The organism is Streptomyces sp. NPDC049879 (genome assembly GCF_044461265.1).
Lineage (GTDB): Bacteria > Actinomycetota > Actinomycetes > Streptomycetales > Streptomycetaceae > Streptomyces.
The window spans coordinates 15,790-35,868 of the sequence record NZ_JBITKT010000003.1; the positions used below are offsets into that span (position 1 = coordinate 15,790).

9 protein-coding genes are annotated in these 20,079 nt (G+C 72.4%); 3 read left to right on the forward strand and 6 right to left on the reverse strand.

The genetic code is table 11. From position 1 onward, the window contains the following. Positions 1-1,364: 1,364 nt before the first annotated feature. The gene (locus ACIBPC_RS11225) at positions 1,365-2,183 is read right to left on the reverse strand and encodes a sterol desaturase family protein (protein ID WP_398843079.1); all 819 of its coding nucleotides are present in this window, start codon (positions 2,181-2,183) and stop codon (positions 1,365-1,367) included. 4,562 nt (positions 2,184-6,745) lie between these two features. On the opposite strand from ACIBPC_RS11225, the gene ACIBPC_RS11230 reads away from it, so the two are divergent. Further along, the gene (locus tag ACIBPC_RS11230; protein WP_398843081.1) at positions 6,746-7,471 is read left to right on the forward strand and encodes a transglycosylase SLT domain-containing protein; all 726 of its coding nucleotides are present in this window, start codon (positions 6,746-6,748) and stop codon (positions 7,469-7,471) included. A 135-nt stretch (positions 7,472-7,606) separates the two neighbouring features. On the opposite strand, the gene ACIBPC_RS11235 is transcribed toward ACIBPC_RS11230, so the two are convergent. The 5 genes from ACIBPC_RS11235 to ACIBPC_RS11255 all read right to left on the reverse strand — a co-directional run bounded on the left by ACIBPC_RS11235 (position 7,607) and on the right by ACIBPC_RS11255 (position 16,241). Continuing rightward, on the reverse strand, positions 7,607-10,735 hold the full coding sequence (locus ACIBPC_RS11235) for an alpha-mannosidase (RefSeq protein WP_398843084.1): 3,129 nt from the start codon (positions 10,733-10,735) through the stop codon (positions 7,607-7,609). Between the two features lie 2 nt (positions 10,736-10,737). After that, a complete protein-coding gene (locus tag ACIBPC_RS11240; protein WP_398843087.1) occupies positions 10,738-12,699 on the reverse strand; it encodes a DUF2264 domain-containing protein in 1,962 nt (653 codons plus the stop codon). Next, a complete protein-coding gene (locus ACIBPC_RS11245) occupies positions 12,696-14,315 on the reverse strand; it encodes an extracellular solute-binding protein (protein WP_398843089.1) in 1,620 nt (539 codons plus the stop codon). Before ACIBPC_RS11245 ends, ACIBPC_RS11240 begins: the two co-directional genes overlap by 4 nt. A gap of 64 nt (positions 14,316-14,379) precedes the next feature. Continuing rightward, on the reverse strand, positions 14,380-15,279 hold the full coding sequence (locus tag ACIBPC_RS11250; RefSeq protein WP_398843091.1) for a carbohydrate ABC transporter permease: 900 nt from the start codon (positions 15,277-15,279) through the stop codon (positions 14,380-14,382). Then, entirely contained in the window at positions 15,276-16,241 is a 966-nt protein-coding gene (locus ACIBPC_RS11255; RefSeq protein WP_398843094.1) for an ABC transporter permease, read from the reverse strand. The genes ACIBPC_RS11250 and ACIBPC_RS11255 overlap by 4 nt, the downstream gene beginning before the upstream one ends. A 246-nt stretch (positions 16,242-16,487) precedes the next feature. Between ACIBPC_RS11255 and ACIBPC_RS11260 the strand changes: the two genes are divergently transcribed. Together ACIBPC_RS11260 and ACIBPC_RS11265 are read left to right on the forward strand one after the other, a co-directional pair. Then, the gene (locus ACIBPC_RS11260) at positions 16,488-18,674 is read left to right on the forward strand and encodes an ROK family protein (protein WP_398843097.1); all 2,187 of its coding nucleotides are present in this window, start codon (positions 16,488-16,490) and stop codon (positions 18,672-18,674) included. A 193-nt stretch (positions 18,675-18,867) separates the two neighbouring features. After that, complete coding sequence (locus ACIBPC_RS11265) at positions 18,868-20,061, forward strand: RtcB family protein (protein ID WP_398843100.1); 1,194 nt, start codon at positions 18,868-18,870, stop codon at positions 20,059-20,061. Positions 20,062-20,079 lie beyond the last annotated feature (18 nt).

A 20,079-nucleotide genomic window follows, 5' to 3' on the forward strand; every position in this document is an offset into this window, starting at 1 on the left:
GCGTTCGATTCCTGTGCATGACGGGACAGCCCCCGAAAAAGGGGGGGCTGGTGTCCGGCAGGCTGCCGGACAACCCCCGGTGGAAAGCCCCGGCAACCGGGACCTCACACGGAGAGGGGGCGAAAGCAGGAAGTAGAGGTGAGGGTGGGGTTGGGGGTGGGGGTGGGGATCCCGGAACCCCGGACACGGGAGGTGGGGATGGGGTGGGGGGTGGAAGGGTTTGTGGGGGTGCGGGAAGTCCAGGCCCCGGGACACAGGTGCGTGAGCGCGATTCGCGGGACGAACCAGTGCATGGGGGGCGGTGCGGTGCCGGACCTGAAGGGTGGGGGGCGGGGGGAGTCCCAGGCCCTGGACACGGTGGGGGAATGGGTGGGGAATGCAGGGTTGTGGGGGCGGGTGGGGGGTGCGGGATGGGGGTCGTCACCCCCGCGGCTCGAAATGTTTCGAAAAACTTGCTGCGTCGCGGGAACTGTAGGAAGCCCGGTGAAGCACCGTCAAGAGTCCGGACACAGCGGGCGCATTTTCCGGTACTCCCGCCAACCGCCCCGGCCCACCGCCCGGTTACCGGAACACCCCGCCCCGGCCCGCCCGCCCCGGCCAGACGGACAGCACAGAACAGAAGACCTCTCCCCCGCCGAACGAGACAGACCAGCCAGGCAGGGCACCCCCGTCACCTGCACGGACCCTCAGCCCCCGCTCCCGGGCCAGCCTGGGACGGCACCGCCGGCTCGCGTCCCTTCGCCTCCTGGGAACCGGAGCGCCCCCGGGGAGGATGTACTGGCAGACCACGGCGAACACCACCGCCGCCCGGCAGGCCCGGCGGGGGACCACACCGGGAGCAGACACGGCCGTGAACAGCCCGGGCAGCCCGGCGGCGCGGCGGACAGGGCGACGGACGGTGCAGCAGGGCGGCAGGGCAGCCCTCCCCTACAGGCAGCACGCCCGGCCCCTGCACTCCGGAGCCCCGGGAGGAAAAACGGGGCACGCGCGACCTGGAGCGCGGGGCGGACCGCGGCGGATGCGCCGGCAAACCCGCCCAGGGAGAACGGGCCGTCCAGAAGCATCGCGGCCATGAAATACACGTCTTCCGGACTGCCCTGACCGCCTGTCAGCGGAGGTTCGCCCGCGCCGCGAGACCGGTCCGGCGGCCGGCGGCCGTGATGCGCACCGTTACCGGCGGGCGGCGGGCGGCGGACGGCGCGCGGGCCGCCACCGCGGCGCAGCCTTCCCACGGGCGCGGCCCTGCGGCGGCAAACGACGCACGGGCCCACAGCGGCAGAGCAGAACGGCAAGGGAACGCCGGGCCAGGCGAGACCAAGACGGGGTGGAGCGGGGTGGGGTGGGGTGGGGTGGGGTGGGGTGGGTCAGCGTCCGGCGCGGCGGCGCCAGGGATGCGCCAGCGTGGCCCCCACCGCGCCGGTCGGAGGGAACGACGCAGGATCGTGCAGCCCCACCGCCTCCGGCCGCCGCCCCGGCTTCCACGTGAAACTGCCGAACACGTGGTCCAGCACCGACAGATCGACCGCGTAATGCCCCGCCTCCGCCAGGTCCGTGCTGTGATGCAGCCGGTGCTGCTCAGGACCGGAGACGATGTGATTGAGCCACCCGAGCCTCACATCGATGTTCGCGTGCACGAAGTACCCCTGCGCCACCACGAACAGCCCCGCCGCGAACACACTGTCCTGGGAGAACCCCGCACACGCCAGCGCCAGCTGCGTCGCCCCCTGCGAGAACGCCACGTCCAGGACGTGATTCACCCCGTTGTTCGCGACATTCACCTTCTCCGGCACGTGATGCACCCCGTGCAGCCGCCACAGCCACGCGTTCGTATGGCCCAGACGATGCACCCCGTAACTCGCCAGCGCCCCCGCCAGCACCGCCAGCGGAATCTCCACCCCCAGCGGCCACACCGGCTCCGGCGCAGCCACCATCCCCACCACCCCCGACACCGCCCCCTGCGCCAGACTCCCCCCCACACCCGTCACCACGAAATACACCCCGTACCAGCGCCACTCACGCCCCCGCGGATGCCACGCCCGCTCATACGGGATCACTCTCTCCAGAACTCCCAGATACACCACCACTCCCAGCAGGAACAACATGCTCGGCAGCCCCGGCTCCCACCCCGCCCCGATCGTCACCACCGCTACCGACACCACCCCCGCCAGCAACACCGGATACACACCCCGCCCCACCCACACCAGCCAACCCCCACCCGCAGCAGAAACAGAACCGGAAGCGGAAGCGGAAGCGGAAGCGGGAACGGAAGCGGAAGCGGGAACGGGGACGGAGCTGTCCGCAGACACCAACCCGGAAACAGAAGCGAGACCAGGAACCGAAACGGGACCGGGTCCAGGAGCAGGAGCAGCGGCCTCCACAACCCCGGACTCGGACGCAGACGCAGACTCGGAGACGAACACAGACCCGGACCCGGAGGCGGAACCGGACGCGGAACCGGGCGAAGAGACCGACGGCAACCCAGACCCCGGCACCGGCACCGGCACCGGAACAGACGGGGAAACCCCATCCCCTGCCCCGCCCGCATCACACCCCGGCACAGACACCACACCCTCACCCCCCGTAAAAGCACCACCAGGAAGAACAGCAAGAAGAGGCAGCACAGACGCAACCTCAGACACAGACACAGAGGCCGGTGCAGACGCGGATGCAGGTGCAGGTGCTGGTACGGGAGGAGCCACCAACTCCCCGCCGCCCTCGGACGCACCATCCGAACCAGAACAACCAGAAGCGGAAGCGGAAGTGTGACCGGCCACGGAAGCAGGGCCGTTGGCGGACGCCGACGCGCCACCCGGACCGGAGACGGGAGCGGAGACGGGAGCGGAGACGGGAGCGTCGCTGTCCGCGGACACCGACGCGCCATCACCCCCGGCTGCCAGTCCCTCAGCCGCCTCCCGGCCGGCGACCCGCCCGGACGCGGAAACAGCAGCGCCGTCCACGGACGCGGCATCCGTACCAGGCCGCCGCACACCCCCGCCCCCGGAGACCACACCCTCCCCCGCACCGGGACCGCACACACCCCCGGCATCCGGCACCCCACCGGCGCCAGCGCCAGAACCGGCACCGGCACCGGCGCCCGGACCGATACCGGCGCCGGTCACAGGGTCCGCCCACGCGCCGCCCCCGCCGGACGCCGCTCCCGGCGCAGACACCACCCCCGCGCCCGTACCCCTTCTCCCACCGGGCACGGGAGCAGCCCGGCCCGACGGCCCGGACACGCCACCGGCGCCCTCCCCCGCGGGCGGCCCCTCGGCCGCCTCCCGGCCGGCACCCCGCCACAGCCACCTGCCAGACCTCGCCCCGCCAAAACGACACCCCACTCCCCAGCCCTCCTCCGCAACCCCGCCACCCAGGAACCAGGCCCCGCCACCACAAGGAAACCCAGCACCCACCCACACAAACACTATGCATCCAATCAGACACACACAGCAACACCCCCAGGTGGGACACCACCCCGCCCCCCACCACGAGAAGCTCGATGCCCGGACACCCCGGGGAACGCAGCGAAGTGGAGAGCGAGGCCGGTCACGCACCCGTGGACAGTCAGGGACGCCTGATGCTGACCGTCCCGCGCGATAGGCCCAGCAGAGGCCTCCGGCGGGGAGAACAGGCCCGGCCGGGAGGGAAAGCGAACCCTGATGCCCCCTCCCCCCACAACCGGAACGGCACCCAGCCCCCCTTCCCGACAACCGGAACGGCACCCGGCACCCCCGGGCGCCAGTCCCCGGAAAACCGCCCGGCAACCACCAGCGGCGCCCCTGGCACAGCCGGCAGGCCCGGCCACCACCGAGTTGCCGGGATCCGGCTGCGGGGTACGTGACCGCTTCGCCGTTCCGTGTCCGCCGGCGGCACCGTCCTGTGCGCGGTCGAGGCGGGCGCGGGTTCTCCGGCCCGGGGCGGGTCTCCGGCCCGGCACACCCGGACCACACGAACCAGCCAGACCAGGGGCACACAGCCCCCCGCGTAACCGGCCGCACAGACCGCGCGGCCCGACCCGGCCCGGGCCGGGCCGCGCCGGGCCGCGCCGGGCCGGGCCGGGCCGGGCCGGGCCGGACAACACCCCCACGCACCCCCAGCCCTCCACCCATACACCCACCGTTTCCGCGCCGGGCCAACCGCCTCACGGCCCGCCGCGGTTGCCCCCCCCCCCGGCCGGGAGCCATCCGCGCCCCTGCCGCTTCCCCAGCACACAACACACCGCCCCGCGGACGGACCAAGCCCCCTCCGGGAGGTCCTCGCGGTCATGGAGCGGACCATCGCGGGACCAGTTCCCTCCAGGACAACGCCCCCCGGAAGACAGCACCAAAGAACGCCGCCCCGGACCCGCGTCACACCCTCCGGAGCACCCCCGGCACACAGCGCAACCCCAGCAGGCCGTCAGGCAGTTCACCCACCGGCCGGGTGCGGGGTGGTGCTCGCCTGTGCCGCGCCGCACGCCCTACAGCGGGGCCTGTACGCGGTGCAACGCAGTTGGGTGGCCCGCGTAGTTGCCCTGGGCTGGTACCCCGCGGCCCCCTCCTCTTTGCCGCCCCTCGCGCGGGTGTGCGCCGCACCCTCGGCAGCGGCGCGGTGTCACTGGGGTGGGTCGGCTAGTTGGGTGCCCGTTGGCCGGGCGTGTGCGGGGGAGGGGTGGTGGGGGCGGGCGTCGTGCGGGTCCGCGCCACGCCCTGCAGTGGCGCCTGGCACGCGGCGCAACAGCGGTGGGCGGCCCGGTAGTTGACCCGGCCGGGTCCTGTGCGGGGGCATGGGGTGCGGGGTCGCGGTGTCCCGGGCCCGCTCCAAAGGGTGTGGGGCGCCAGGATGCTGTCCCGGGGTTGGACGGGAATGGGGCGGGGGCCCCGCACCGGCGCAGCCTGGTCCAGAAGACCCGCATAGAGCGCGGAGGTACCCCAGGGTCCCGCCAGCACCCTGCACAGCCCCGGGGCGTACCGCAGAAGAGGCAGACACAGACTCCGCCGCCGGCACCCGAGGGCACAGAAAGCGACTCCCGCCCGGCGTGACGGGCCCGAACACGGCACGGCCGGGGGCGCGGACACAGAACCTGCAGGCGTACTGGCGTGCTCACGTGCCGGCGCCCCGGGCAGGAACACGGGAGGCCTGAGGGGGAACCGGCGGACCCGGCACCCCGCCGGGGAAACCCAGGCACCCCCACACCGCGGATCCGCCCTGCGGGGGTCTCCTGCGGGTCCTCTCTCCCCGGGAAGACGAGGAACGGGATAGTGCCCGCCTGCACTACGCCGCACGCACCGCAGCGGCACCCGTGCACAGCGCAACGCCGTTGAGCGGCACGGCAGTTGACCCGGGCCGGTCCCGTACGAGGGACGGCAAGCGGGACAGGGGGCCGCAGGGTTGCGCCGCACTCCCGGCAGCAGGAGTGCGGGCGGTGCGGCATCACTGCGGTGGGCCACCAGAACGACCGCCCTGGCCCGGGCGCACGCGAAAGGCCGTGGGAACGGGGTGCCGCGCGGCTCCGCGCCACACCCTGCAGCGGCGCCCCGCACACCACGCAACGGCACCGGACAGCCAGGCGACTGCCCCGGAACCGGAGCAAGCTCCAGCAACCGGCACGCAGCCGCGACCGCAGTGTCCGGCCACTGTTCTCCCAGGCGGGCCGTCCCGCGGGGACGCGGGCACTCCGGGGTTCCCGCGATCCCCGCACCCCTGCTCACGAGCGCACCGTATGCGTCGCCGCAGGACACACGGCGGAAAACCCTGAGGGCTTCCCCCGCCCCCGTCCCCGTCCGCCCCGGGACAGCAGGCTGCGCCCACACCCTGGAGCGGCCCCGGGACACCGCAGCCCCGCGCCCCATCCCCCCGCGCAAGACCAGCCCAGGTCAAACCGCCCCGGCCGCCCACCGCTGTTGCGCCGCGTGCCAGGCGCCACTGCAGGGCGTGGCGCGGACCCGCACGACGCCCGCCCCCACCACCCCTCCCCCGCACACGCCCGGCCAACGGGCACCCAACTAGCCGACCCACCCCAGTGACACCGCGCCGCTGCCGAGGGTGCGGCGCACACCCGCGCGACGGGCGGCAAAGAGGAGGGGGCCGCAGGGCACCCGCCCGGGTCAACCACCGGGCCGCCCAGTGCAGTTACGCTGTGTACGGGCTCCGCTGCGGGGCGTGCGGCGCGGCACAGGCGAGCACCACCCCCGCACCCCGCCCCCCGGAGAGAGACAACCTGCAGGAGACCCCCGCAGGGGGATCCCCGCCACACACCCCGCAGCAGCACAGGCAACGCCCGCGCAAACCAGGCGCGGGGAGGCCAGGCGGGCCGCCCTTCGGCAACAAGAACAAGCGCTCCGGAGAACAGGTGCTGCCGTGCGGTGCTCGGTGGGTTCCCGGTTCTCAACGCAGTGTGGTGGGCGCGGATGCGGACCGTGGCCGCCGTCAACTCCCGGACCCCCCGTCGCCGTTGCGCAGCGTCGTGGACACCGATCCGCAGCGTGAGCCCGGAAGGGGCGCGGAGTGAGGCCCGGCACAGGGACCTTCGTCACCTACGAGCCGCGACCGTAGCCCCCACCGGTGCGCCGCTCCGGATGCGGCCCGGGCCCCCGGGGAGACACCGTGCGGCGGGTGGAACCTCCTACGAGGCGGGGTCGTATTGCACTGCTTTGCGGCACTCCGGCGCCAGTCTCCACACTGGGCCACGTCGCACCACGCGGCACCCCTTTCTCTTCCCCTTCGCCCGGTTCGCGGGCACCGCCCCATGAGGAACGAGGTAGACACCATGACCGCCACCAACGGCACCCTCCGCATCACCCGCAAGGGCACCCTGGCGGGCATCCTGGCCACCGGCGCAGCCCTCACCGCCACCCTCGCCCCCCACGCCAGCGCGGACGAAACCACGCAGCACGTCACCAAGACCGCCGAACAGACCGCCTCCCCCACCGCCTTCACCCCCACCGACCGCACGCAGGCGCAGACCGCGCCCACGCACAGCAGCGACACCGACAGCGACAGCGGTGCCGACACGGCCAAGCCGGACAAGCCCAAGACCGACGACAAGCCCGCCGACCAGGCGCAGCCCGAGCATGCTCCGGCCGAGGACCCGGGCCGCGGCGCCCAGTTCCGCGCCGACGGCAGCGTCATCCCGATCCCGCGTGAGGACCAGCCCAAGGCCAAGCCCGCCTCCGCCCAGGACATCGACAAGTGGATCAAGGAAGCCCTGGACGTCATGAAGGACAACGGGATTCCCGGCTCCTACGAGGGCATCCACCGCAACCTGATGCGTGAGTCCAGCGGTGACCCCCTGACGATCAACCTGTGGGACACCAACGCGCACAAGAACATTCCGTCCAAGGGCCTGCTCCAGGTCATCGAGCCGACGTTCGAGCAGTACCACGTGGACGGCACCAGCGAGAACATCTACGACCCGGTCGCCAACATAGCCGCCGCTTGTAACTACGCGGCCGACCGCTACGGCTCCATGGACAACGTCAACAGCGCGTACTGACCCAGCCGAGCCGCAGAAAACCCCAGCAGCACCACCACGGCGCCCGCACCCCCACCCGGGATGCGGGCACCACCCCTGCCCACCCCCCACACACACGCGACACCGCCCCCCGCCCCGGCACCCCCACCACCCAGGTCACCCCACCACCAGACGCAACGAACACACCCCGAAAGCCCCCACCCGCAACCCCAACCCCCCCGATTCCGACACCCGCAACGGGTCCGCGCCCGCAAGCGGGTTCTCCAGCAGATCACACACCACCGCCCCCGCCACCGGGAACGACGGCCGCAGCACCACCGACGCCGCACCCCCGCGCGACTCGTAAAGCCGCACCACCACGTCCCCCGAACCGTCATCCGCAAGCTTCACCCCCTCCACCACCACCTGATCCCCCTCCACCGACAACAGCCCCTCCCCCACCCCGCCACCCCGGCGGACACGCAGCGGCAGATTCACCTCATAGCCCCCCGCCACCGCCCCGCCCACATCCACACCCGCCTCCAGCGCATAGGAGAACCGGTGCCGCCCCCCGTCCGCCCCCGGATCAGGACTGTGCGGCGCACGCAGCAGACTCAGACGCACCGTGGTCGTCGTCCCCCCGCCCTCCCGCGTGCTCCGGGCCACGTCATGGCCGTAAAGACCGTCATTCAGCAACGCCACCCCCCAGCCGTGCTCCCCGACATGCACCCACCGGTGATTCCACACCTCGAAACGCGCCGCATCCCAGCTCGTGTTCACATGCGTAGGACGCCGCACATGACCGAACTGAACCTCCGCACTCTCGAAATCGGCGTGGACGTCCAGGGGCCAGGCCGCCTTCAGCACGGCGTCCCGCTCCTGCCAGTCGATGTCCGTGTGCACGGAAAGACGGCGGCTCCCGGCGGGGAGTTCGAGATACTGCACCACCCGTGAACCACCGAACACACGCTCCACCCGCACCCCGGCGACGGCAGGGCCGGTGTCCGCGAGGGTGACCGACACCGCGTCCGTCAGGTCGGTGACCGCGTTGCGGTAGGTGTGATCCAGGTTCCACGCACTCCACCTCACCGGCCGGTCCGCGTGGAGCTGGAGGAGGTTGCCCGCCTCGCCGGGAGCGATGGCCTCCCGGCCCGCGGCGTGGTCGAGCAGCGAGCGCACCAGGCCCTGGCTGTCGAGCTGCACGCGCACCAGACCGTTGTCCAGCACGAAACCGCCCTCGTCCAGGGCCTCGGCGCGCACCGGTCCGGCAACGTCTTCTCCCCACGCGCCCAGGGGCGCGCTTCCCCCGGCGGGGACGTCCGCCACTACCACGGCCCGCCCGTCCGGCAGGGGTTCCAGTTCCGCGGGGGCGGTTCCGTCCTGTGTGATCGCGCTGACCCCGCAGCGGCGGTATGGGCCCGCGTTGAAGACGCTCACCTCGTCTCCGTCGCCGTCGGTGGTGAAGGCGTCCAGAGCCGTGCCGATCAGCTCCTCGAGCTCGGCGTGGATCTCCTCGTACGCACGCTCCGCCTCGCGGTGCACCCACGCGATCGACGTGCCCGGCAGGATGTCGTGGAACTGGAGGAGCAGCACCCGCTTCCACAGCTCCTCCAGCCGCTCGTACGGATAGGCCGCGCCGCGCAGGACGGCGGCCGTGGCGGACCACAGCTCCGCCTCCCGCAGCAGCGACTCGCTGCGCCGGTTCCCCCGCTTCGTGCGTGCCTGGCTGGTGTACGTCCCCCGGTGCGTCTCCAGATACAGCTCGCCCCGCCACACGGGCGCGTCCGGGTACTCCTCGCGTGCCTGGGCGAAGAAGGTGTCCGGGGAGTCCACCGTCACGCGCGGCGATCCTTCGAGGTCGCGAAGACGCCGCGCACGCTCCAGCATCTCCGGGGTCGGTCCGCCACCGCCGTCGCCATGCCCGAACGGGACGAGGGAACGGGTCGCAGCGCCCTTGTCGGCGAAGTTCCGCTCGGCGTGCGCCAGCTCCGCGCCCGTCAGCTCGGCGTTGTAACTGTCAACCGGCGGAAAGTGGGTGAAGATCCGGGTGCCGTCCATGCCCTCCCACCAGAACGTGTGGTGCGGCAGGCGGTTCGTCTCGTTCCACGACAGCTTCTGCGTCAGGAACCAGCGCGCTCCCGCCTGGGCGGCCAGCTGGGGGTAGGCGGCGGTGTAGCCGAAGGAATCGGGGAGCCACACACCTCCCGGCTCGACCCCCAGCTCCCGTTCGAAGAAACGCCGCCCGTAGACCAGCTGCCGGACCAGGGACTCCCCGCCCGGCAGGTTGCCGTCGGCCTCCACCCACATGCCGCCGACGGGCACCCATGTGCCGTCCGCCACCGCCTGGCGGATGCGTGCGAAGATCTCTGGCCGGGTCTCCTTGATCCACGCGTACTGCTGGGCCGAGGAGCAGGCGAAGACCAGTTCCGGGTACTCCTGCGCCAGTGTCGTCATGTTGGTGAACGTGCGGGCGCACTTGCGTGCCGTCTCCCGCAACGGCCACAGCCAGGCGGAATCGATGTGGGCGTGTCCCACCGCGGAGATCCGGTGCGCGGACGCGTGGGCGGGGCCGGCGAGAACACCGGCGACGGCGGCGCGGCCGCGGTGCGCGGTGCCGGGGATGTCGTGGCCGTCGACCGCGTCGACGGCGTTCTCCAGGGCGCGCCGGATCTCGTGGCGGCGGGGGCTCTCCTGCGGGAGCTGGTGCATCAGCTCGTCGAGGACGGTCATGTCGTGCAGCAGGTGCCAGACGTCCTCGTGCCGTACGGCGATCTCGGCGGTCCGCAGCCGGTAGAGGGGGGTGTCGCCCGCGGTGGCGGGGTCGCCGTAGTGGGTGCCGATGCCCGCGCTGCCGATGATCGGGGGGTTCGCGGCCAGTTCGATCAGCAGGTCCACGGGGTCGCCGCCGGTGGCGGACGGGGTGAGCAGCACGGTGCGGTGGTAGGGGTGCAGGCCTTGGAGCGGCGTGCCGTCGGCGAGGTGCACGAGCCCTTCGGCCTGGCCTCCTGGGCCCTTGGTGTAGTCGAAGTCCAGGTCGAAGACCGCTTCCACGCGCCGGCCCGCCCAGCCGGCGGGGACGGTGGCGCGGGCGCGCAGCCAGGTGGTGGCCCATGGCCCGCCCCAGGTGTCGCCGAGGGTGAACGGTTCGTAGGGGGCGGCCTGTGCTTCGGCCAGGGGCACGGGTTCGCCGGGCACGCGCCAGGCGGACAGTTCGAAGGGGGCGGGTGGGCCGTGGAGGGCGGGGGTGAGGCGGGTGCGGATGAAGGTGCTGATGCGTTCTTCGGCGAGGTGGCGGTGGTCGTGCACGGTCAGCTGCTCTCCGTCGGGTGGGGTGCGGCGGGTAGGACGAGGGTGTCGCGGGTGCCGTCCGGCCAGTCGACCGTGATGTCCGTCTCGGGGCCGCCCTCGGGCGCGGGGGCGATGGTGAGGACGGGCAGCTGCGCCGCGTCGAGTGGGGGGTCGCCCAGGTGTACGGCTGCCGCGTGGATGGTTCCGTGGTGTACGGCGGCGGTTGTCGTGAGCAGGGGGACCACGGAGCGGGGGCCGAGGGGGTCGCTGTCGGGGGCGTACCGGACCTCGGCGTGGCCGAGGCCGCGCAGTGCGGCGACTGTGGAGGACAGGCCGTCCGGGCGGGTCACCGTGGCCCGGGCAGTCTGTGCCTGGCACTGCCCGTCGCCGGTCAGGGGCCAGCCGCCGATGCGCAGGGTGAGTGCGCTGTGGTGGTCGCCGGGGGTGGCGGGGTCGGTGCGCGCGAGCCGGATCTCGACGGGGCCGTGCAGTACGGACGCGACGGTCAGCCAGGGACCGAGGCGGTGGTCGGTGCCGGGGCCGCCGAACGGGTCCCAGCTCGCGTCGGCGGGCCAGTGCGCGCGGCTGCGGGAGATGCCCGCCCGGTCGGTGACGAGAAGGCGTTCAAGGGGGCGGCGGTGTGCGGCCCGGCCTTCGGCGTCGACGAGTGTCACGGTGGAGTCGAGCGGGCCACCGGCGGGGTCGGGAGGCATGCCGGGGGCGGTGTGGGTGGAGTAGGCGAGGCGGGCGTAGACGGGGTCGTCGGACACGAGCCGGCCGGGGTCGGCGTGATCGCTGCCGTGGTTGACGACGCGCACGACGCCGTCCGCCACCGTGCCCACGGCGGTCCAGCCGGGGGCGGCGAGCGGGCGGGTGAAGTCGGACTGCTCGACGGGCAGTGGCGCGTGGGGGCTGGTCCAGACAGGATGGCCGGGGGGCAGCAGCAGACCGGCGAAGCCTTTCGACGCCCAGTAGGGCGAGGCGGGTCCTGAATAGACCTGTGCGATACGGGGGAACGCGTGGTGCCAGCCGATCGTGAGCAGGCCCTCGGCATCGACGGCGCGGTGGTCCAGAAAGTGCTGGAGCATACCGTCGGCGATGCGGCGGGTGAGCCCTGGCTGGAGGGGTGTGGCGTCGAAGAGCGCACCGGCCCAGACCGGGGCGAGAGCGGCGAACCGGTAGGTCAAGGAACGGCCCTGGATCAGCGGGGAACCGTTGGCGCCGACGAGGTGAGCCTGATCGGCGAGGAAACGGCGCAGGCGCGAACGGTAGCGGTCAAGGAGGCCAGGCGGTGCGTCGGGACCGAGGATGCGGCAGAACCACAGAGGGTAGAAGTGCATGGCCCAGCCGTTGTAATGGTCATAGTTGCGATGGGCGCCCCCGGAAAGACCGTCCGAGTACCAGCCCTCACCCGCATACCACTGGTCGGTGAGCGCGACAGTGCGGTCCAGGTCGTCCTGGGACCACGAGCCACCAGCGGTGCGCGCGAAGGCTTCGGTGACAGCCTGGAACCAGATCCAGTTGTTACCGGGCATGGAGTCGCCGACCATGTGGCCGAGCCAGTCGAGGACGTGCTGCCGGGTACGGGGAGTAAGGCGGTCCCAGATCCACGGGCGCGTCTCGTGCAGGGCAATGGCGATGGACGCGGCCTCAACCTTCGCCTGATTACACTCACCGAAACGCGGCCAACGTTCCGGGCTGTCGGGGTCGGCGCCGGCGGCGAGGCCTTCGGCGTACCACTCGGCGAGGTGGCCGGGGTCGGCGCCGTCCGCGCCGGCGAGGCGGAACGCGGCGAGCAGGAAGGTACGTGCGAAGCCTTCCAGGCCATCGCTCCAGCGGCCGTTCGCGCTCGCGGGGCCGGGGAGGTGGAGGAGAGCGTGCCGTTCGGTGGCGTGGGTGCGCGGGGCGCGCAGGAGGGTGTCGGCCGTGCTGGTCCACCAGGCGTGGGAACGGGGGGCCGGGCGGCCGGCTGCGGTGCTCAATGGAAGCTCTCCCAGGATTCCTCGTACTCGGCGCGGATACGGTCGCCGGCCTCGCGGCGCCAGTCGGCGATGACGCCGGTGAAGGAGGAGACGGAGGCACGGCCCCGCATGATGGCCTTCACCTCGTCGAGGACACGGAGTTCGAGCTGGTCACCGCGGCTGACAGCAGTGTCGGAATAGAGCCCCTCAGCGGGGTTGAGGGTGAGGACGTCGACGGCGCGCTGGTGGAAACGGTGCTGCTGGTGGACGACGTCGGGCCATTCAGGCAGGTAGAGGGCGCTGGGGGCGTCGGTGACGAAGAGGGTCGGCAGGGTGGTCTCGACAGCACCGGTATCGGTCAGGATGGGATCGGTGCCGTCGAGTTCATGGTCAACGCCACGGACACCATACTTACGCAGAAGATAAGCATCCGTACCGAACGGCGCGGCGAGGGCGTCGAAGGCGCACAGCAGTTGCCGTATTCGGTCGCGTGGGGCCTTCTTGAGGACGAGGGTGGCGAAGCTGGAGAGGCCGGCCCAGTGGGTGCCGGGGCCGCCGTCGTAGCCGGGGGCGACCATGCCGCCGATCTCGAAGGGGCCGTCGGTGGTGGCGGCGTAGGCGCGGTAGTAGTCGTTCCAGGCGACGTTGCCGTCGTAGTTGATGGCGATCTGGCCGTTGCCGAACCAGTCCTTGAAGCGGCCGACGACGTTGAAGCCGTCGGGGTGGATGACGCCGGCCTCGTTGAGGCGGCGCATGGACTCCAGGGCCTGGCCGACGGTCTCGTGCTCCAGCCACCACTGGAAGCGGCCGTTCTCCTCGCGCCACTTGTTGGGGGCGCCGAGCATTTCGAGGACGAAGTAGAAGGTCGTCAGGGGGTCGCCGACGGCGTACCGGTGGTCACGGGGATCGGTGAGGCCGAGGCAGAGTTCCTCGAACTCGGCGAAGTCGGCGGGCTGCGGGTTGAGGGACAGCTCGCGGACGCGGTCGGCGCGGTAGAACATGACGGATCCGGCGGCGGCGCGTGGCATGGGGAGGCCGTAGATGCCGCCGTTGTAGACGGTGGTGGCCCAGGAGCGGGTCGGTATGTTCGCGAGGTTGGGGTAGTCGCGGACGGCGCTGCCGGAGAGGTGTTCGCTGAGGTCCTGGAAGAGGGCGTGGAACATCGCGGGGCGCTGTCCGGTCTGCGGGACGACCGCCATGGCGTCGGGCAGGTCGCCGCCGGCGACGACGACGGCTGTCTTGTTCGCGTAGTCGGCGACGGGCACGATCTCGAACGAGAGGTCGGTGCCGATGCTGTCGTTGAGCGCGCGCCAGTAGGTGTTGCGGTCGGGCGGTGGCGGTACGGGGTTGAAGATCAGCGTCATGACGGAGATGCCGTCGCCGCGGGCGGGTGGGCCGTCGGGGTGGGCGACGGCGGGTTCTGCCGGGTAGTGGAGGTATCCGTTGGGGACGCCGTCGGGGGTGCCTGGCAGGGGGGTTTCGATGCCTTCGAACGGGATGTAGTCGGGCAGTCGGACGTCGGCGTTGAGGGAGGCGGGCGGCAGTTCGGGGCCGTTGCCGCAGCCGGAGAGGGCGAGTCCCGCGGTGAGGCCGAGGCCGCTGCCGAGGAGGGACCGGCGGGTCAGGCCGTGCCGCATGACGGGTTCCTTCCGTGGGTGGCCGTGGGGGTGGGGCGGGCCGGTGGGCGGGGGCGGTTCGTCGTCATCCCTTGACCGCCCCGAGCATCACGCCCTTGTTCATGTGGCGTTGCAGGAAGGGGTAGATCAGCGCGACCGGGACGACGGAGAGGACGAGGATCGCGGCCTGCAGCGCGTAGGAGGGGGGCAGTGCGGCGCCCGCGGCGGAGGCTTCGCCGGCGCCGATCGCCGCGTTGTTGACGACGTAGGTGCGCAGGACGAGTTGCATGGGCCACTTGGCCGACTCGTTCATGTAGAGCATCGCCTGGAAGAAGGAGTTCCAGTAGGCGACGGCGTAGAAGAGGCCGACGACGGCGAGGGACGCCTTGGACAGGGGCAGGACGATGCGCCAGAGGGTCTGGAGTTCGCCCGCGCCGTCGATCCTGGCGGAGTCGAGGAGTTCCCTGGGGACGCTCATGAAGAAGGAGCGCAGGACGATGACGTTGAACGCGTTGATCACCATGGGCAGGATCAGCGCCCAGTAGCTGTTGATCAGGCCCAGTTCCTTGACGAGCAGGTAGCTGGGGATGACGCCGGGGACGAACAGCATCGACAGGATCAGCAGCATGAGGACGGGGCGGTGTCCGAACGAGCCTGGGCGGCTGAGCCCGTACGCGAGGGACGCGCTGGCGGCGAGGCTCAGGAGGGTGCCGACCAGGGTGATGCCGACGCTGACGCCCATGGCCCGGGAGACCGTTCCGCCGTTGAGGATGGCGCGGTAGGCGTCGAGGGAGGGGTCGTCGGGCCACAGGACGTAGCCGCCGGTGGCGTTGACCTGCTGGGCGTCGGCGAGGGAGGTCGCGACGACGGACACGAACGGGACGACGACGAGGAGGCAGCAGACCAGCAGGACGACGGATTTCAGCGCGCGCCAGGCGGGCGGTGCGGGCGCGAGGCCCGGCGCGGCGGCCGTGGGACGGTTCATCGCTTCTGGTAGATCCCTTCCTCGCCCATGAGGTGGGCGAGCTTGTTCGCGCCGAGGACGAGGGCGATGCCGACGACGCCCTTGACCAGGCCGACCGCGGCGCTGGCGCCCCACTGCCCGGCGACGAGGCCGTTGTTGTAGACGTAGGTGTCCAGGACGTCGCTGTCCTCGATGCCTATCGCGGTCTGCTGGAGGATGATCTGCTCGAACCCGACGCTCAGGGCGTCGCCGAGCCGGAGGATCAGCAGCAGCACGATCAGGCCGCGGAGGGCGGGGAGGGTGACGTGCCATGTCTGCCGCCAGCGGCTCGCCCCGTCGGCGGCGGCGGCCTCGTACAGCTCGCTGTCGACGCGGGACAGGGCGGCGAGGAAGAGGATCATGCCCCAGCCGGCGTCCTTCCAGATGACCTGGGAGGTCAGCAGGGCCATGAACAGGTCGGGGTTGCCGATGATGTTCCAGGTGCCCATGTCGCGGGCCTGGAGGAAGACGTTGAGCAGGCCGGAGTTGCCGAGCATCTGCTGGAAGATCGCGACGACGACGACCCAGGAGAGGAAGTGCGGCAGGTAGAGGATGTTCTGCACGACGCGCTTGACGCGCTCGCTGACGACGCTGTTGAGCAGCAGCGCGAGGGCGATGGGGACGGGGAAGACGAAGACGACCTGGATCAGGGTGAGTTGCAGGGTGTTGGCCAGGGCCCGCAGGAAGGCGTCGTCGCCGTTGAAGATGATGTCGAAGTTGTCGAGGCCGACCCAGCGGCTGTCGGCGATGCCGATGAACGGCTGGTAGTCCTGGAACGCGATGACGTTGCCGAGGAGCGGGACGTAGTGGAACAGCAGCAGGACGGCCGTGCCCGGGAGGACGAACCAGAAGAGCGCCAGGTCGCGGCGTCTGCGTGGCGGGCGCCTGGCGGCGCGTTCCGTGTCGGGGGCGCGGCGTCCGGCCGGGCGGTCGATGGTGGTCATGCCGTCCCCTTCGGTTCGCGGCGTGCGCTGCGTGACCGGTGCCACGCGCCGGTCATGTAAATCCAATGGATTGACTCTCGTCAATGGTTCGGACTCCGGATTTTTACAATCAGGGCGATGGCCGTGCGTGCAATGGGTGTTGATCGTCGGATATCGGTCACGTGATGCGCGACGGACAGTGGTGGGCGACTAGAAATGGCCAGTTAGTCCTTTCGCGCGTGGCCGGGACCGGTGTTGGATGTCCCCATGCATGACCTTCCGAACGTGGTCCTGACGCCCGCTCAGCGGGAGGCGCTGCGCCGCTGGTCGCGGGAGCGGCCGGGCCGGGACGTCCGGGCGCGGATCGTCCTCGACGCGGCGGACGGCGTCCCGGTCTCCGACAGCGCCCGGGCACTGGGGGTCTCGCGGCCGACGGTGGCGTCCTGGCGCGCCCGGTACGCGGCCCAGGGGCTGCCCGGCCTGGAGCACCGGCCGCGCGCCGGACGGCCGCCCCGTATCGACGAGGCGCGGGTCGTCGCCTCGACACTGGCCGGGCCGCCGCCGCCCCGTCCGTCGTGGTCGGCCCGCGCTCTCGCGGGACGGCTGGGGATGTCGCACACGACGCTCAGCGCCGTCTGGCGGCGCTGGGGCGTGGACGGGGACGGCACGTCGCCGGTCACCCTGCCCACCACACCGCCGCTGACCTGCCGCGAACCGCTGCTGCTCGGCGTGTGGCAGGAGGGCGACGCGGCGGTGGTCCTGCTGGCCGAGGTCCCCTCGGGCCAGGCGGGCGGCGGGACCGGCGCGTCCTTCGTGCGCGCGCCGGCGGACGAGCGCCTGGCGCTCGACGCCGCGCTCACCGACGCGTTGGGGGACGGCGACGGCCCGGCGGTGCGCGCGGGCGCGGCGGGGGGCGGCGGAGAGCTGGCGGGACTGCTGGCCGCGGTGCGCGACGAGCACCCGGGCCTGGCGGTCAGGGCGGTGACCTTCGGCGGCGCCGCGCCCGGCGCGGCGGCGCGGGGTGGCGTACGCGCGGGGCGCGCCGAGTCGTGGCACGTGGCGGGTGAGTCGATGGGGTGGGCCGCGACCCTGGGCGTCGTCTGCCAGTTGCAGCTGCGGCACGGGCAGGTGTCGGCGGGCGTGGCGCACCGTTCGCTGCTGGAGGCGCTGCGTGCGCGCGACGGCGGGCCGCTGGTGTGGCGGCGTCCGACCGGCGGGACCGTGGCCGAGCCGCTGGCGCCTGCGCCGCGCGCGTTCGACCAGCTGGCGCTCGGCTCGTTCAACGAGAAGCTGGTCATCGAGAGCATCCGGGAGGCCGGTTCGCTCAGCCGCGTGGAGATCGCGGGGCGTACCGGGCTCACGCCGCAGGCGGTCTCCCGCATCACCCGGAACCTGCTGACGTCGGCGTTCCTGGTGGAGGACTCGGTGCGGCCGGGTGTGAAGGGGAAGCCGCGGGTGCCGCTGCGGTTGCGCGCGGACGCGGCCTGTGCCATCGGCGTGCACCTGGACCCGGAGATGATCACGCAGGTGGTGGTGGACCTGTGCGGCGGGGTGCTCGACCAGCGGGTCCTGCCGCTGCGCGAGAGGGCCGACCCGGCGTCGGTCGTCGACAGCATGACGCGGCTGGCCGGGGAGGCCATGTCCTCCGGGGTGATCCCCGGGACGCTGCTCGGCATCGGTGTGGCGGTGCCGGGGCCGCTGGACGCGGCGGCGGGGGTGCTGTGCGACCCGCCGCTGTTCGACGGGTGGCACGACGTGCCGCTGCGGGCCGCGCTGACCGAGCGGCTCGGGGTGCCGGTCACGGTGGAGAAGGACGCCACCGCCGCGGCCATCGGCGAGCGGTGGGTCGGGGCGACAGGGCGCACGGGCGACTTCGTCTACCTCTACCTGGGCACGGGCGCGGGCGCCGGGGCCTTCCTGAACGGCGACGTGTACCGGGGGCGTACGGGGAACGCGGGCGAGTTCGGCGAGTTGTGCGCGCTGTCGCTCGGTCTCGCGGTGCCCGGGGGCGAGCGGGTCAGGGTGCCGGAGTGCGCCCCGATGTCGGCGGCGCTGGCGAACGCCGCGGCGGCGGGGCTCGGGCTGCCCGAGGGGCCGGGGCGGTACGAGCGGCTGTGCGCGGCGGCGGCCGGGGGTGACGCGCGGGCCGTGGCGGCGATCCGTGAGGTCGCGAAGGTGCTGGCCAGGGGGGCGACGGGGATGGTCGACCTGCTGGACACGACGCTGCTGATCGTCGGCGGGCCGGCTGTGCCGCCGCCGGTGGCCGATGTGTTCCTCACGGAGATCTCCGCCGCGGTGAACCGCTTCCCGCTGGCCAGGCGGTTGCGGCGGGTGCGGGTGGAGCATTCGGTGCTGAACGACTCGGCGGCGGCGGTCGGGGCCGCGTCGGGGGTGTTCCACGCCTCCTTCGCGCCCCGCCTGCGCACCCTCGCGCGGGGGGAGGCGGCGGTGTGACGGGCCGTCGGGAGGGTGGGCCGCTCCCCCGCCGCGCGGCCCCGCGCCTGTGGGCGTCAAAGACTTTCCGACCGGTCCGGTGGGACAGGGGGTCGGGGGCCGTCTGCCGACGGGGCGCGGGAAAACCTGTTGCCCTCCGGCGCGTCCCTGGCGACACAATAGTTACTCAACGTCACCGATGGGGGAGGGTCTCATGGGGTACACCACGCTGCCCGGCGCGCGGGTGCCGATCCGGATGTGGGCGGATCCGTCCGAGGTGGAGGACGTGGCGCTGCGCCAGCTGCACAACGTGACGACGCTGCCGTGGGTCCGCGGGCTCGCCGTGATGCCGGACGTGCACTACGGCAAGGGCGCGACGGTCGGTTCCGTGATCGCGATGGAGGGTGCCGTCTGCCCCGCGGCGGTCGGTGTGGACATCGGCTGCGGCATGTCGGCGGTCCGCACGTCCCTCACGGCGGACGACCTGCCCGACGACCTGTCGCGGCTGCGGTCGCGGATCGAGCGCGCGATACCTGTGGGCCGGGGGCAGCATGACGATCCGGTGGGGCCGGCGCGGCTGCACGGCGTGCCGACCGCTGGGTGGGACGACTTCTGGGCGCGTTTCGACGGGGTCGCCGACGCCGTGGCCTTCCGGCGGGAGCGGGCGACGCGGCAGATGGGGACGCTCGGCGGGGGGAACCACTTCATCGAGGTGTGCCTCGACACGGAGGGCGCCGTCTGGCTGATGCTGCACTCCGGTTCCCGGAACATCGGCAAGGAGCTGGCGGACTTCCACATCGGTGTGGCACAGCGGCTGCCGCACAACCAGGACCTGATCGACCGTGATCTGGCGGTCTTCGTCTCCGGCACCCCGCAGATGGCCGCCTACCGCAACGACCTGTTCTGGGCGCAGGAGTACGCGCGGCACAACCGTGCGGTGATGATGGCGCTGCTGCAGGGGGCGCTGCGGGCGGAGTTCGCGGCGGCGCGGCCGCGGTTCGGCGAGGTCATCTCGTGCCACCACAACTACGTGTCGGAGGAGCGGTACGACGGGATGGACCTGCTGATCACGCGGAAGGGGGCGATCCGCGCGGGGTCGGGCGAGTACGGGATCATCCCGGGCTCGATGGGGACCGGTTCGTACGTGGTGAAGGGGCTGGGGAGCACCGCGTCGTACCGGTCGGCGTCGCACGGGGCGGGGCGGCGGATGAGCCGGAACGCGGCCAGGAAGCGGTTCACGACCGAGGATCTGGTGGCGCAGACGGAGGGGGTCGAGTGCCGGAAGGACGCCGGGGTCGTGGACGAGATACCGGCGGCCTACAAGCCGATCGAGCAGGTCGTGGAGCGGCAGCGGGACCTGGTGGAGGTCGTCGCCCAGCTGCGGCAGGTGGTCTGTGTGAAGGGCTGAACGGGCCGGTGGGGGGCG